This window comes from Flavobacterium sp. N502536, assembly GCF_025947345.1.
Classification (GTDB): Bacteria; Bacteroidota; Bacteroidia; order Flavobacteriales; family Flavobacteriaceae; genus Flavobacterium.
On sequence record NZ_CP110011.1, the window covers coordinates 980,276 to 994,943 of the forward strand.

Below are 14,668 nucleotides of genomic sequence, written 5' to 3' on the forward strand. Positions count from 1 at the left end.
ATCATCACATTAAACTAAAAAATTAAAAAATATGACAACAGGTAAAATTAATGTTTCGGTAGAAAACATCTTTCCCTTAATCAAAAAATTCTTATACAGCGATCACGAAATTTTCTTGCGTGAGCTGGTTTCAAACGGAACGGATGCTACTTTAAAGCTAAAACACCTTATTAGTATTGGTGAAGCTAAAGTAGAATACGGAAATCCGGTTATTGAAATTAAAGTAGACAAAGAAGGTAAAAAAATTCACATTATCGATCAGGGTCTGGGAATGACAGCTGACGAAGTTGAAAAATACATCAATCAGGTTGCCTTTTCAGGAGCTGAAGAATTCCTGGACAAATACAAAGATTCTGCTAAAGATTCTGGTATTATTGGTCACTTTGGTCTTGGTTTCTATTCTGCCTTTATGGTTGCAGAAAAAGTAGAAATCATCACCAAATCATACAAAGACGAACCAGCTGCACACTGGACTTGCGACGGAAGCCCTGAATTTACTTTAGAGCCAGCTGACAAGACTTCACGTGGTACTGAAATCATTTTACATATTGCCGAAGATTCTCTTGAGTTTTTAGAAGATTCAAAAATCAGCGGATTATTGAATAAATACAACAAGTTTATGCCAGTTCCAATTAAATTTGGAACCAGAACAGAGACGCTTCCAAAACCGGAAGATGCTCCGGAGGACTACGTAAATGAGACTGTTGAAATCGACAATATCATCAACAACCCAACTCCGGCATGGACAAAGCAACCAAGTGAGTTATCTGACGAAGATTACAAAAACTTCTACAGAGAATTATACCCAATGCAGTTTGAAGACCCATTGTTCAACATCCACTTAAATGTAGATTATCCTTTCAACTTAACCGGAATTTTATACTTCCCTAAGTTAGGTTCGGACATGCAGATTCAAAAAGATAAAATTCAGTTGTACCAAAACCAGGTTTACGTTACCGACAACGTAGAAGGAATTGTACCTGAATTTTTAACGATGTTAAAAGGTGTTATCGACTCTCCGGACATTCCATTGAACGTTTCCCGTTCAGGATTACAAGCCGATGGTGCAGTTAAGAAAATCTCAAACTACATTACCCGTAAAGTAGCCGATAAACTAAAAGCTTTATTCAACGAAAACCGTGCTGATTTTGAGCAAAAATGGAACGATATTAAAATCGTTTTAGAGTACGGAATGCTTTCTGAAGATAAATTCTACGAAAAAGCAGGTGCATTTGTATTGTATCCAACAGTGGACAACACTTACTTTACACTTGAAGAATTAAAAGAAAAACTAAAAGAAAACCAAACCGACAAAGACGGAAAACTGGTAATTCTTTATGCAGGAAACAAAGATGCACAGCACTCTTATATTGAAACAGCAAAAGAAAAAGGATACCAAGTATTACTTTTAGATTCGCCAATTATCTCACATTTAATTCAAAAAATTGAAGGTGACAACAGCGGTTTAACTTTTGTACGCGTCGATTCTGACCATATTGATAACCTGATTAAAAAAGAGGAAAACACTATCTCTAAGTTGTCTGACGAAGAAAAAGAAACTCTAAAAACTTCTTTAGAAACTTACATTCCTAAAGCATACTCGGTACAACTGGAAGCAATGGACAGCCAGGCAGCTCCATTTATCATAACGCAACCGGAATTTATGCGAAGAATGAAAGAAATGAGCCAGTCAGGTGGTGGCGGAATGTTTGGAATGGGTAATATGCCGGAAATGTACAATTTAATTGTAAACACCAATTCTGACTTAGCAACAAGCATCCTGAACACAGAAGACAAAACACATCAGGAGCACTTGGTAAAACAAGCTTTAGATTTAGCGAAACTATCTCAAAACTTATTAAAAGGAGAAGCTTTAACGGCTTTTGTAAAAAGAAGTTTTGAAATGATTAAATAAAACTTTTTACCAAATAAGTTTTTAATGTTAAAACGAAGCCCCGTAAGCACAACTTACGGGGCTTCTTGTTTTATAATCCTTTCAAACAAAAAACTTTACATCTTCAGACTTACAGGATTTTTTATTACGATTCATTTTTTTTATTACATTTGAAAGCCTTTTAATCTAATCAAAAACAAAAAACTACTATGAAAAAATCGATCTTTTCATTACTAATCCTTTGTGGAACAGCACTAACCTACATTTCCTGTTCAAACAACGATGACAAAAACAATCAATCCGACGTATCTACCGTTGGAGCATCTATTGCCATTGATGCCACAAACGAAATGGACATTAAAACCGGATTAATTGTTTCGGCAAAAAACACGACTACCACAAAGTCAAATGAAACCACACCCGGAATTTGTGCGACAATTACAATTGCACAACAAAACGCGGCCTCTTATCCAAAAGTATTTACGGTTGATTACGGAACAACTGGCTGTGCTGACAACCAAATAACCCGAAAAGGAAAATTAAAAATCACGCTTTCCGGTCCGATAATTACAACCGGAAGTAAAATGACAATCGAAAGAATCGACTATTCTATTAATGGAGTAAAACTGGAAGGAACAATCGAATACACCAACACCACAACGGTGGCAACAGTACCACAATGGACCCGAAAAGTGACCAATGGAAAGTTTACCGATTTAATAGGCAGAGTTTATCTAAGCTCCGGAACATGGACTGTAAAGCAAACTACTGGCGTTGACACTCCATATGTTTTAGAAGACAACACTTATGAAATGACCGAAGGAAACCACACCATTACCACTTCCAGCGGAACGACTCTAACCCTAACCGTTCAGGAATCACTGATAAAAAAATACGCTTGCGAATTTGTATCCAAAGGAAAACTAAAAGTTCAGGGTGGCTTACTTAACGGAGTAGTTGATTATGGCAATAATGAGTGCGATGGCAAATTTACTTATACACACGAAAACGGAACCGCATACAACCTCAGCATGTAATCCCTTTTTTCTTAAAAATATCAAATCCCAATTTAGAAATAGATTGGGATTTATTTTTTCGCAAAATTTAAATACTACCTCATTACATTCAAACTATTTTCTTTATTTTGCAGCAAAATCTAAAAAACCAATGAAAAAATCAATTATTGCTTTTGTTACACTTGCTCTATTGGCATCATGCAGCAAAAAAGAATCAACTGACGGTTTGCACCTTACAGGAAATATAAAAGGATTAAAAAACGGAACTTTATACATTCAGAGAATCGTTGACACCACACTTGTTGCTATTGACAGCATCAAAATAGACGGAAATTCTTCATTTGAAAGCAACATAAAATTAGAGTCACCTGAAATGCTTTATTTATTCCTGGACCGTGGAGTAACCAATTCATTGGACAACAATGTTATGTTTTTTGCTGAACCGGGAAACATTAATATCGATACGAACCTGGATAATTTTATCTATGGAGCAAAAATTACAGGATCTAAGAATCAGGAATTATACGAAGAATACAAAAAGATCAATTCCCGATTTAACGACGAAAGTCTTGCTATGGTCGAATCTCGCTTTAAAGCTGTAAAAAGACAGGATCAAAAAGCGATTGACAGCATCAACATCAAACAGGAGTCTAACATCAAAAGAAAGTACTTATACGCTACCAACTTTGCCCTTAACAACAAAGATCACGAAATAGCCCCTTATATTGCTTTAGCTGAGATTTACGACATCAATGTTAAGTTTCTGGATACGATTCAAAAATCGATGACACCAAAAGTAGCAAGTTCGCTATACGGTAAAAAATTAACGAAATACATTGCTGACATCAAAAAAGAGCAGCAAAAATAATTCCCATAAAAAATGTCCTGAATAGTCAGGACATTTTTTTTAGCTTAAATTTTCAGTCAATCGATTGACCAAAATCTTATAATGTGGAATTTACGAAACTACATATTCCTTCTTTGCTTATCTTCCAAGCAGCGCACCCAGAATTCCAAACACAAATATAAGTCCGTATAATGCTAAAATCGCCAGCATAAAAATACCTACAAACTTATAATGTGATTTAAGATACCCCAAAGAATTCGTCAACAGCTCCGAGTCGTTATCCCTAAAAGCCCTCTTCGTATTTACCGCAAACTTGTACAGATAATACACCGGGAAGAAATAAATCGCCGCAATAAAAACATAGAAAAATCCCATCATCGCTCCAAACGAGCCTCCGAATGCTCCCATTCCGGCCATACTGTTACCCATTGCAGAAAAAATAGTTCCGGCAAAAACAGCGATTAAAATCATTAATCCAATCCCTACAAACCCTAAAATAGACAAAAAATAAGCCCATTTAGCGGTTTCCTTTAAAAAGTCTTTCGCAGTTTGGTCAAGCTGCAACTCAAATTTTTCAAAAACTGACGTTTCTTCCATTTTTAATTTGTTTTTTGGTTAAGTAACAAACATAAGAAAAATAGTGTTACGATATATTTAAAAGAAATACTACCACTTTAATTAACAAAATTGAAATCAACACAAAATGTGGTGGAGAAATATAAAAATCCAATCACTGACTGCTCTTTGACAAGATCGATTCTTAGCCTAACCTAAGATTAATTTTACAATCGGATGATTTGTCAAATCCGAATAATTGACTTACTTTAGTCCCTAACCTCCTATAGCAAAGGAAGATTACTAGTAATTACCACACAGAACCAACTTCAGTATTAAAAAACGACAGTAACGATTATTTCTATGAAACGAATTTTTAATTTTTTACCATTTATCTTCTCCGTACTTTTTATTAGCTCCAATTCATATGGACAACAAAAAGACAATTATTCTGCTAAAATTGACAGCTTAATTCAACTTACAAGTCCAAGAAGCTTTAATGGTGTTGTATTAATAACACAAAAAGGAAAGGTAAAATACTCAAAGGCTTTTGGCTATTCTGATATCGAAAAGAAAACACCATTGACACTAAAAGACAATTTCAGAATTCAGTCCAATACCAAACAAATTACAGCAGTACTAGTTTTAAAAGAGGTTGAGAAAGGAAAAATAGACCTGGAAAAACCAATTAAAAAATACTTACCTGAATTGCAACAAACATGGGCAGATACAGTAACGGTTCATCAACTGCTAAATATGTCTTCCGGAATAGTATCCTTAGACAAACCCTTACGATTTAAACCCGGAACAGACTTCTATTACAGTAATCCTGGATATGGATTATTAGGACGACTGATTGAAAAAGTTACAACTAAAAAATTTACTGAGGCAGCCAACAGTCTGTTTAAAGACTTAGGAATGAAAAACACCTATTGTTATGAAATGAACAAAGTCAATCCAAATCTTATAAATGGATACTGGCATACAAAAGATTCAATTGAGGTCGTAAATTTTAACAACATGAAGTTTACTGATCAATCCTGGGCAAACTTTATCCCTACGGGAGGAATTATCTCTAATGCAACTGATTTAAACATCTGGGACACCAAACTTCACAAGGGCAAAATATTACAACCAAAATCTTATTATGCTATGACAAATTCGACAGTTGTAGAATCTGATTTAACCTTTGGTGAAACAAAATCAAATTACGGTTATGGAGTTAATATAAATGGAGAAAAACAATATAAATACATTGGTCATGCCGGAAGAGGGATAGGATTTGTAAGTCTTAAATTTTATTTCCCAGAAAAGGATTTGGACGTAATTATTTTGGAAAACATTTATAGCAGGGATGATACTATTGTTTACCATTTCGAAAAAAGCATAAGACAAATTATCATGAAAAGTACACTAGCAAAATAATACCTATTGACAACACAGGTTTTATATTCATCTTGTGGTGGTTCTGGAACAATTTAAAGTTTTAAAGTCAGTCCGAAACCTAAAGTTTCGGATTCTTTAATCCGCTACAATGGTAAAACCCGGAACCGCTATACAATTGCGCACTGTTCAAATGAAGCCGTTAAAAACAACGGAATATAGCTTATAAGAAATGAAGATTTAGAACCTCACAACCAGATTGCAAAAATCGACCTGATCCCTAACCTCCACTTTACTTATTTCGTTTAAGAGCAAAAAAAAACCACCACTAAAAAGTGATGGTTTTACGTTGAGCCGGCGGAGGGACTCGAACCCACGACCTGCTGATTACAAATCAGCTGCTCTAGCCAACTGAGCTACGCTGGCGACTCATTACGGGTGCAAATATAAAATGGATTTTTTAATTTTCCAAAATTAATTTACTGCTTATTTTATTAAAAAACCACCACTAAAAGTGATGGTTTTGTTGAGCCGGCGGAGGGACTCGAACCCACGACCTGCTGATTACAAATCAGCTGCTCTAGCCAACTGAGCTACGCTGGCGACTCATTACGGGTGCAAATATAAAGCGGTTTTTCGTTTTACCAAAATAAATTTGCACTTTTTTATACTTTTTTTTGCTTACAATTCGTTGATTTTAGCAATCAATTGATTAGCAGTTTCTTCCAATTCAACGTTGATTTGTTTGAAGTGTGCTTTTTTGTTTTCAACGTTCTTAGCATTTACTTTTGTGATCAAAGTATCAAATGCAGCAATAGCCTGATCGATCAAAGCATTCGTTTCCGGAGTAGGATTTCCTGTTGTTGACATTTCAAACAAGTAAATTGCCTCAATAATATCTCCTAATACAAAATTGATGTCTTTCTTTAAGTTTTTAACGTTTGCCATTTTTATTTTTATTTTAATTTGCGACTGCAAAAGTACACATTATCTTTTTATTACGCGCTATGAAATGTAAATTTCTAAAATTGAAGCATTTCCATCTAAAACAAATGTATTTATCTCAGCAGGAACCAAAACGGTATCTCCTTTTCTATAGAATCCTTCAAAACCTTCATATTCGATTTTAAAATCTCCATCGATACACATATACACCGTGAAAGTTTCTCCTGATTTAGAGATTTCAGTCTTACTTGCTAACGGAATAAAATTAGTGGTAAAATAAGGACAATCTACCACAACATTAGATGTGTTTACTTTTGTCTCATAATTCTTTTGCGTTTCTACTTTATTGTAATTTATAGCATCCAGCGCCAAATCTACATGAAGTTCTCTCTTATTTCCCTGTGCATCCGTACGGTCAAAATCGTACAAACGATAAGTTACATCAGAGGTCTGTTGAATCTCGGCAACAACTAATCCCGAGCCAATAGCATGAACAGTCCCTGTCTCTAAAAAGAAAACATCACCCCCCTTTGCTTTCACTTCATCTAAAATTGAAACCAAAGTTTTATCTTCTAAATGCTTCAGATATTCTTCTTTATTAGAATCTTCTTTAAAACCTACAATAATTCTGGCATCAGCATCGGCCTGCATGACATACCACATTTCTGTTTTACCAAAAGAATTGTGTCGTTCTTTAGCTAATTCATCATTTGGATGTACCTGAATCGAAAGATCTTCACGAGCATCCAGATATTTAAAAAGTAACGGAAATTGTTTTCCAAACTGACTGTAGACTTTTGTTCCTAAAATTTCATTTGGCATTTCGGCAATAAGCTCCATTAGAGACTTTCCTTTCAAAACCCCGTTTGAAACCATACTTACATCCCCTTCAACAGCGGATAACTCCCAGCTCTCACCTGTATTTTTTGAGGTGATTGCTTTATTAAGAACCGTTTTTAGTTTTTCTCCTCCCCAAATTCTATCTTTTAAAATAGGCACAAACTGTAAAGGATATAATTTTATACTCATGTATTTTTTTTATTTTTATTCAATATTATTTTCTATTCTACAATACAAGCTCTTTGATTGTCTCCATTGCTTTCTCGATGTGTTTTGCAGCATTCATGCTATCAAAAATCAAAATGACTACTCCATTTTTATCAATAATGTAAGTAACCCTTCCCGGCAAAAGACCAAACAAGTTATTGCGCACTCCAAAAAGATTGCGCAGCTTTTTATCCTGATCCGACAATAGTATAAAAGGCAATTGATGCTTGTGGGCAAATTTATGATGCGATTTTACACTATCGCTACTTATACCAATAACTTCGGCACCCAAATCTTTGAAATCTTCGTATTGATCTCTAAAACTACAGGCTTCAGTGGTACATCCAGGCGTATTATCTTTTGGGTAAAAATAAATCACAAGCGGCTTTCGACCCAAAACACTTTGGCTTTCAAAAACTTCTCCATGACTATCTTTTGCAGTAAAATTCGGAACTATATCTCCTATTTTTAATGACATTTATTCTTCTCCTTTATAAGTTACAAAATTGCGGTCCGTTTCATTCAAAACAATTTCTAAATCAAAATCAGGTTGAATTCTTTTTTTAATTTTATTCCATATCACAACAGCAATATTTTCAGCTGTTGGATTCAAATCCTGAAATTCCGGAACATCCAGATTCAGGTTTTTGTGATCAAACGGTACCTCTACTTCTTCTCGTATGATATCCGCTAATACTTTCACATCTAAAACAAAACCGGTTTCCGGGTCAATTTTTCCTGTAACACTTACTGTTAAACCATAATTATGACCATGAAAATTGGGATTATTACATTTGCCAAAAACAGCATCGTTTTTTTCAAATGTCCAATCTTTCCTGTGCAATCGATGTGCAGCATTAAAATGTGCTTTTCTTGATATGGTTACTTTCATTTGGGTTGGTGGTTAGTTTGGTTTAAAGTTTATGGTCTTCTAAATAATGATAAAATTCATCAAAAATTATTTTGAACCATACGGTATAAATTTGGGGTTGTCTCTGAATATCTTCTTTTACATCTTCTATTTTCATCCATTTCCAGTCTTCCACTTCTTCGCGATTGATAGCCGGATCCTCGTTGAAATAGCCAATCATAACATGATCGAGTTCATGTTCTGTCAAGCCATTATCAAAAGGAGCTTTATAAATAAAATGAAAGAGCTCTTTCAAATCTGTTTTAAACCCCATTTCCTCAAACAGTCTCCTGCTTCCGGCTTCGACATTTGCCTCTCCTTCACGTTGATGACTACAACATGTATTGGTCCAAAGCAAAGGTGAGTGATATTTTTGATGAGCACGTTGCTGTAACATTATCTCATTTTTATCATTTAAGACAAAAACGGAAAAAGCACGATGCAAAACAGCCTTTTCATGCGCTTCTAATTTTGGCATTAGGCCAATTTGCTCATCTTGTTGGTTTACGAGTATTACGTTTTCTTCTATCATAGGGCTAATTGATCAAACAAAAATACGAAAAAAGAAATGGCTTGAAAATCTCAGAAGAGATTGTGAAAAGTTTAACGAGCCCTGAACTTTACAAAAAACTGACTGTCAACAAAATACAACCCCATTATTCTTCAAACCTCTTTAAAAATAAGCCTTAAAAACTGAATCCCTTTGTTTTACGTACATAATAAAAGTTAAAACATACTTAAAAAAATCTGAATTGTAAAGTAAGCGACATTTCCGGGTGAAATCTAACCGTATCTTTGAAATACAGAATTAAAGCACTCAAAAACAATGAAAACAAAAACTCAATTTCTCAGCCTTTGCTTTTTAATTCCGCTCTTTATTTTACAGGCATGCGGACAAAACGCAAAAAAACAAAATACAAAAACGGCACTTATGGAAAACAAAATCAGCAAGCCCGGAAATCCCTATTACTCCAACACAGACACTACTAAACTCAACGTTAGCAATGCCGAATGGAAAAAGGTGCTCCCTGAAGATGTATATGCTGTCATGCGCGAAGCCGATACCGAAAGACCCTTTACCGGAAAATACTGGAAATCGGATGAAAAAGGAACCTATTATTGTGCTTCTTGCGGCAATAAACTTTTCCGCTCCGGGGCTAAATTTGCCAGCAGCTGCGGATGGCCAAGTTTCTTCGAACAAGACAACAAAAAAAGCGTGGTTTACAAAAATGATAATTCTTTGGGAATGGAAAGAATCGAAGCCTTATGCGGGCGCTGCGGCGGACATTTAGGCCACTTATTTGATGACGGACCTCCACCAACCGGAAAACGTTACTGCATGAATTCGATTGCCCTTGACTTTATTCCTGACACTAAATAAAACTGAACATGAAAAACATATTTCTGATTGGCATTTTTGCATTATCCTTAAACGGATTTGCACAAAATAGCAAAACAAAAGGCAGCTCAAATTTTGAAACAATTACACTTGGCGGAGGCTGCTACTGGTGTGTAGAGGCGGTTTACGAAAATTTAGACGGCGTAAAATCTGTAGTCTCTGGTTTTTCCGGAGGAAAAGTTGCCAACCCAACATACGAACAGGTATGCACAGGAACAACCGGACATGCCGAAGTAGTTCAAATTACTTATAATAAAAACATAACAGACCTTAACGAAATTTTCAAGGTTTTCTTTACCGTTCATGACCCGACTACCTTAAACCGACAAGGTGCCGATGTTGGGACACAGTATCGATCTGTTATTTTTTATAAAAATGACGAACAAAAAAAGGCTGCAGAAAGCATTATTGCCGAACTGAACAAAGCAAAAGTCTACAACAGCCCGATTGTAACGAAAATAGAACCTTTTAGCGTTTTCTATAAAGCTGAAGATTATCACCAGAATTACTATGCGAACAACAAAAACCAGCCGTATTGCAAAATGGTGATTCAGCCCAAGATCGAAAAATTTGAAAAAGTCTTTAAAGACAAACTAAAAAAGAAATAATACTTGTTTATAAAAGGTTAACACAAGTTGCCGTCCACACTCGTGGGCGGTTTTTTTATTTTTTTCTATTACAAAACACATCTCTTTTACACAACTTTCTGCTATAAAATACCAGTTTTAATTTTCACAAACCTGCCTGATACCAAACACTTTATTTTTTTATACCCTTTTAGAAGTCTTTTGAAAACTGAGAACTAATTTTACCGTAATTTGTATTCTCAAAATAATGTAAAAATGAAAGCACTTACCTTTTCTTCTTTCGGAAATTCGGATGTTTTGGACTATATTGAAATTCCGAATCCACAATTAAAAAACGATGAGATTTTAGTCGAAATGAAAGCCATCGGATTAAACTTTGCCGATGTTTACAGAAGAAAAGGAAACTATCATTTAAAAGGAAACCCACCTTTTATTGCAGGTTACGAAGGTGCCGGAATTATAGTAGACACTAACAATCATCCCGAATATAAAGTGGGCGATCGCGTGGCTTTCGCCGATGTTCCTTTTGCAAATGCAGAATTGGTTGCAGTAAATACCAACCACGTTTTACCTTTACCGGATATGATTTCGTTCGAAACTGCAGCAGCCGTTTTACTGCAAGGTTTAACAGCACATTATTTAGCGACCGACAGCCACAAAACCGTAAAAGGCGAGACCGTATTGATTCACGCTGTAGCCGGCGGAGTTGGACAAATTCTCACACAAATCAGCAAACTTTTAGGAGCAAAAGTAATTGGCTTAACCTCCTCTTCAGAAAAAGCAAAAGTAGCATATGATCAGGGTGCAGATCAGGTTTTTCTTTATAACGAAGACTGGAAATCCCAAATTTTCAAAACGATTGCAAATGGTGTAGATGTTGTTTACGACAGTATCGGAAGCACTTTAAACGAAAGCTTTGAAGTTACGAAAGAATGCGGACAAGTGGTTTTCTTTGGAATGGCCGGAGGCGATCCGGAACCCGTAAATCCGAGAATGTTAATGGACGGCTCTAAAACACTAACCGGAGGAGATTTATGGAGTTATTTAAATTCCAAAGAAGAAAGAATCAAAAGAGCAACTCAATTATTCAACTGGATTTCTGATGGAAAAATCAAACTTTCGGAACCCACCTCTTTCAAATTATCAGAAGGAAAACTAGCACATGATTATCTCGAAAGCCGAAAAAGTACCGGAAAGATCATTCTGATTCCTTAATTTTTTTTGCCATGAATTCCCGAATCATTTAAAATAAATTCGGGAATTCGTGGCGATTTTTTTAATGCAAAACCCAAGCGATCCCGCTTAAATCAACTTGTCAATTCCCATTTCGGTTATTTCAGACAATTCTAATATTCGGGTTACATCATTTTTATTTGCCACAAAAAACAGATAACTATCTCCTTTGGTATCATAACTCATTAATTCCAAGTCTTGCTTTGCCAGCTCTTTTTGAATGTACGGAAACAAATCATGGCTGTACGTATCTTCAGGATATTCAAAACTAAAATCCTTTCCAATCATTTCGGATACAAAATATTCAACATCTTCGGGATCAAATTTCCAGTCACTGTGCCAGGAGTTTATTCCCTCAAAAAAGTCAAATTCATAATCATAATCTTCATCCCCTTCCTCTATTCCAAAATTATCAAAAAGCACCTGAGACTGATTTTCCAGCAACTCCTCTTCGATTTCCCCTCTCGAAATTAATTCCAAAAACTCTCTAAAATGATCTATTGAAACTTCATCTGCCATTAAACTTTCAGCAGAAGGCCGAACGATTGTCGAGGGCAATTCAATTTCCATATACTCACAAATTCCCTGCAATACTGTTTTAAAATCTTTAAAACCTATTTCTTCAATTTGGTTTTTAGGTGCTTCAATATCTATTGGTTCAGCTTCCAGAAGTCCTTTTGTATAATCAAAGAAATAGCTGTTAGAGTATAGTATTTTAAAATCGTTTGACTCTAAACTATTAGTACAACAAAAGACGATAATGAAATTTTGCAAAACATGCTTCAGATGCTTTTTCATCTCTGACGAAGGCTCTGAGTAAAATTCAATATGAAGATAATTGTATGTTGGCTCCTCCAGCATTTCTTCATCAGAAAGCGGGGCAATATTTACTTTTTTGTACAATTCATTTAAAACTTCATATGCGTTTTTGAATCCGCTTTTTTCTATTTCACTTCTCCCATCTTCATGATCAAATGAACCCGGAAAAGAGTACATCGTCGCAGAAACGGTATCGTGAATTCCTTTCATTTTAAAATCCACACGACTTGACTCATTTTGCAAATAAGCATAAATAAGATCCAGAACATCAAAAGAAACAATTGATTCCGGATTGTTATTTCTTCCAAAGAAGTTAGAAAAGAAGTTTTTCATAAAAAATACTAGAGTATAAAGTTAAAAACACGCTTTACAAACATACTACTTTTACTATAAAAAGCATTCTATTTTAAAGCCTCAGCAATCATTAAAGCGCATTTTTCTCCATCAATGGCTGCAGAGATAATACCACCTGCATATCCGGCACCTTCTCCACACGGATATAGTCCTTTAATTTGTAAATGCTCATACGTTAAAGGATCTCTTGGGATTCGAACAGGAGATGATGTTCGGCTTTCCGGAGCATGTAAAATAGCTTCATTGGTCAAATAACCACGCATTGATTTTCCAAATTCTTTAAAACCTTCACGCAGAATCTGCGACAAAAATCCCGGAAAAACCTGCCCCATTTCAACCGAAGTCGTTCCGGGAACATAAGACGTTTTTGGAATATCAGCCGAAACTTTATTCTGTGTAAAGTCCACCATTCGTTGCGCCGGAACCTTCTGAGTTTCTCCAGCCAAATGCCAGGCTTTTTGTTCAATACTTTTTTGAAATTCTACCCCGGCCAAAGCTCCAAATTTTGCAAAGGGTTTAAAATCTTCCAATTTCAATTCGATTACAATCCCTGAATTTGCGGTAACCTGATCGCGTTTTGATGGAGACCAGCCATTAGTGACTACTTCACCCGGACTCGTTGCACAAGGCGCAATTACACCACCCGGACACATACAAAACGAATACATACCGCGACCGTTCACTTGTTTCACAATCGAATAGGGCGCAGGAGGCAAATGCTCACCACGATAATCGCAGCTGTACTGAATACTGTCAATTAATTGCTGTGAATGCTCTGCACGAACTCCTAAAGCAAAAGGTTTTGCTTCTATAAAAATTTTCTTTTTGTCCAGTAATTCAAAAATATCACGAGCCGAATGTCCTGTGGCAAGAATTAATTTATTGGCCAGAATCTTGTCTCCGTTTTGAGTTACAATTCCTTCAACTTCATTATTCTTTACCAGTATATCAGTAACGCGCGTGTCAAATAAAACCTGACCGCCAAACTCTATGATTTTATTTCGAATATCTTCAATAATTTTTGGAAGCTTATTGGTTCCAATATGTGGATGTGCTTCTACCAGAATATCCTCTGAAGCTCCGAAAGCAACAAGAAGTTCTAAAATTCGGGTCACATCTCCACGTTTTTTTGAGCGCGTATACAATTTCCCATCCGAATAGGTTCCTGCTCCACCTTCTCCAAAACAATAATTAGAATCTTCGTTTACCAAATGATCCACATTTATCGCCTTCAAGTCCCGACGACGCCCTCTAACATCTTTTCCACGTTCAAGTACAATTGGCTTTAAACCTAATTCTATTAATTGCAGTGCTGCAAAAAGTCCGGCCGGACCCGCACCCACAACGATCACTTCTTGTGCCGATGAGACATCTTTATACACAGGCAACTCAATTTTAGTTTCCTGAAAAGGCTCACTCTGCAAATAAATAAGGACTTTTAAATTGATTTTAATCGCTTTTTGACGTGCGTCAATCGATCGTTTCAGAATCGAAACATGTTGAATTTCTTTGGGAGAAACTTTTATTTGTTTAGACAAATGGTCTTTCAGCAACAATTCGTTTGCTGCTATTTCCGGCGTTACCTGAAGTAAAAGTTCTCTTGGCATTGTATTTTAATTTATTCAAATTAGCTTTTCTATTTATGAAAAGAACATGCAAAAATAACATTTTGATCTGAG

General features: G+C 35.7%; 15 protein-coding genes and 2 tRNA genes. 7 read left to right on the forward strand and 10 right to left on the reverse strand.

Annotation, left to right across the window (positions count from 1 at the left end; all coding sequences use genetic code 11):
• Window positions 1–31: 31 nt before the first annotated feature.
• From htpG to OLM61_RS04380, 3 genes are all read left to right on the forward strand, one after another.
• Window positions 32–1,915 carry a molecular chaperone HtpG gene (gene htpG / locus OLM61_RS04370; RefSeq protein ID WP_264525260.1) on the forward strand — a complete coding sequence of 628 codons (1,884 nt, stop codon included), beginning with the start codon at window positions 32–34 and terminating at the stop codon, window positions 1,913–1,915.
• Window positions 1,916–2,103: 188 nt separating this feature from the next.
• Window positions 2,104–2,931 (forward strand): hypothetical protein, encoded by an 828-nt coding sequence (locus OLM61_RS04375; protein ID WP_264525261.1) that lies wholly within the window; start codon window positions 2,104–2,106, stop codon window positions 2,929–2,931.
• Between the two features lie 130 nt (window positions 2,932–3,061).
• The gene (locus tag OLM61_RS04380) at window positions 3,062–3,778 is read left to right on the forward strand and encodes a DUF4369 domain-containing protein (RefSeq protein WP_264525262.1); all 717 of its coding nucleotides are present in this window, start codon (window positions 3,062–3,064) and stop codon (window positions 3,776–3,778) included.
• Between the two features lie 117 nt (window positions 3,779–3,895).
• On the opposite strand, the gene OLM61_RS04385 is transcribed toward OLM61_RS04380, so the two are convergent.
• Window positions 3,896–4,354, reverse strand: a complete 459-nt coding sequence (locus OLM61_RS04385; protein ID WP_264525263.1) for a hypothetical protein — start codon at window positions 4,352–4,354, stop codon at window positions 3,896–3,898.
• Between the two features lie 321 nt (window positions 4,355–4,675).
• Here OLM61_RS04385 and OLM61_RS04390 point away from each other — a divergent pair, with 321 nt between their 5' ends.
• On the forward strand, window positions 4,676–5,737 hold the full coding sequence (locus tag OLM61_RS04390; protein ID WP_264525264.1) for a serine hydrolase domain-containing protein: 1,062 nt from the start codon (window positions 4,676–4,678) through the stop codon (window positions 5,735–5,737).
• Window positions 5,738–6,047: 310 nt separating this feature from the next.
• On the opposite strand, the gene OLM61_RS04395 is transcribed toward OLM61_RS04390, so the two are convergent.
• The 7 genes from OLM61_RS04395 to idi form a co-directional block, all read right to left on the reverse strand.
• Window positions 6,048–6,121, reverse strand: a tRNA-Thr gene (locus OLM61_RS04395).
• 103 nt (window positions 6,122–6,224) lie between these two features.
• Window positions 6,225–6,298 (reverse strand) — tRNA-Thr (locus OLM61_RS04400).
• 78 nt (window positions 6,299–6,376) lie between these two features.
• Window positions 6,377–6,643: a hypothetical protein gene (locus tag OLM61_RS04405; protein ID WP_026982865.1), complete on the reverse strand. Its 267-nt coding sequence runs from the start codon at window positions 6,641–6,643 to the stop codon at window positions 6,377–6,379.
• A 57-nt stretch (window positions 6,644–6,700) separates the two neighbouring features.
• On the reverse strand, window positions 6,701–7,669 hold the full coding sequence (locus tag OLM61_RS04410) for a type I phosphomannose isomerase catalytic subunit (RefSeq protein ID WP_264525265.1): 969 nt from the start codon (window positions 7,667–7,669) through the stop codon (window positions 6,701–6,703).
• Between the two features lie 37 nt (window positions 7,670–7,706).
• Entirely contained in the window at window positions 7,707–8,165 is a 459-nt protein-coding gene (locus OLM61_RS04415) for a peroxiredoxin (RefSeq protein ID WP_264525266.1), read from the reverse strand.
• The gene (locus OLM61_RS04420; protein WP_264525267.1) at window positions 8,166–8,579 is read right to left on the reverse strand and encodes a 6-pyruvoyl trahydropterin synthase family protein; all 414 of its coding nucleotides are present in this window, start codon (window positions 8,577–8,579) and stop codon (window positions 8,166–8,168) included.
• Between the two features lie 22 nt (window positions 8,580–8,601).
• On the reverse strand, window positions 8,602–9,129 hold the full coding sequence (gene idi, locus OLM61_RS04425; protein WP_264525268.1) for an isopentenyl-diphosphate Delta-isomerase: 528 nt from the start codon (window positions 9,127–9,129) through the stop codon (window positions 8,602–8,604).
• Window positions 9,130–9,423: 294 nt separating this feature from the next.
• Here idi and msrB point away from each other — a divergent pair, with 294 nt between their 5' ends.
• The 3 genes from msrB (at window position 9,424) to OLM61_RS04440 (ending at window position 11,798) form a co-directional block, all read left to right on the forward strand.
• The gene (gene msrB, locus OLM61_RS04430; RefSeq protein WP_264525269.1) at window positions 9,424–9,978 is read left to right on the forward strand and encodes a peptide-methionine (R)-S-oxide reductase MsrB; all 555 of its coding nucleotides are present in this window, start codon (window positions 9,424–9,426) and stop codon (window positions 9,976–9,978) included.
• Between the two features lie 8 nt (window positions 9,979–9,986).
• Complete coding sequence (gene msrA, locus OLM61_RS04435; RefSeq protein WP_264525270.1) at window positions 9,987–10,604, forward strand: peptide-methionine (S)-S-oxide reductase MsrA; 618 nt, start codon at window positions 9,987–9,989, stop codon at window positions 10,602–10,604.
• Window positions 10,605–10,838: 234 nt separating this feature from the next.
• Window positions 10,839–11,798: a quinone oxidoreductase family protein gene (locus OLM61_RS04440; RefSeq protein ID WP_264525271.1), complete on the forward strand. Its 960-nt coding sequence runs from the start codon at window positions 10,839–10,841 to the stop codon at window positions 11,796–11,798.
• Window positions 11,799–11,885: 87 nt separating this feature from the next.
• Here OLM61_RS04440 and OLM61_RS04445 read toward each other — a convergent pair whose 3' ends face one another.
• Together OLM61_RS04445 and OLM61_RS04450 are read right to left on the reverse strand one after the other, a co-directional pair.
• Entirely contained in the window at window positions 11,886–12,968 is a 1,083-nt protein-coding gene (locus OLM61_RS04445) for a hypothetical protein (RefSeq protein ID WP_264525272.1), read from the reverse strand.
• A 68-nt stretch (window positions 12,969–13,036) separates the two neighbouring features.
• Window positions 13,037–14,596, reverse strand: coding sequence for an NAD(P)/FAD-dependent oxidoreductase (locus tag OLM61_RS04450; RefSeq protein WP_264525273.1), 1,560 nt, complete (start codon window positions 14,594–14,596; stop codon window positions 13,037–13,039).
• Window positions 14,597–14,668 lie beyond the last annotated feature (72 nt).